Raw genomic sequence first — 797 nt, forward strand, 5'->3', positions numbered from 1 at the left:
CCGAAAATGCGGCGCGCTTCCTCGGTGGCTTCCGGATCGTAGGCACGCACGCGCGCACCGGCTTCCCACAACTGCGCCAGCAGACGCCGGCTGGACGCCTCGCGCATGTCGTCGGTGTTGGGCTTGAAGGCCAGGCCCCAGACCGCGAAGGTCTTGCCACGCACGCCTTCATCCTCGCCAYGGTCGTAGTGGCGCTGGATCAGCTCGTAAAGATGCCCCTTCTGCGCCTCGTTGACCGCCTCCACCGCGTTGAGCAGCCGGGGCTCATGCCCATACTGCTGCGCGGTGCGGGCCAGCGCCTGCACGTCCTTGGGGAAACACGAGCCGCCATAACCGGCGCCCGGGTAGATGAAATGCCAGCCGATGCGCGGATCCGACCCAATGCCCTGGCGGACCTGTTCGATGTCGGCACCGACCTTCTCGGCGATGTTGGCGATTTCGTTCATGAACGAAATCTTGGTCGCCAGCATCGCGTTGGCGGCGTACTTGGTCAGCTCCGCCGAGCGCACGTCCATTTCCACCACGCGGTCGTGGTTGCGGTTGAACGGCGCGTACAGGCGGCGCATCAGCGCCACCGAATCGGGGTTGGAGGCACCCACCACGATGCGGTCCGGCCGCATGCAGTCGGCCACCGCGTCGCCCTCCTTCAGGAATTCCGGGTTGGAGACCACGTCGAACGCGATCTCAACCCCACGCGCCGCCAGTACCTCGGCAATGGCGGCACGCACCTTGTCGGCCGTGCCTACCGGCACGGTCGACTTGTTAACCACCACGGTCGGCACGGCCATGTGCGTGCC

Annotated in this window: 1 protein-coding gene; it reads right to left on the reverse strand. The window is 66.3% G+C overall.

Annotated elements, in window-relative coordinates:
- Positions 1–797, reverse strand: a 797-nt coding sequence (locus ACXJKH_RS21515) for a UDP-glucose dehydrogenase family protein (protein ID WP_457322429.1), incomplete at both ends; no start/stop codon positions are given.

This window comes from Stenotrophomonas sp. P5_B8, assembly GCF_054049855.1.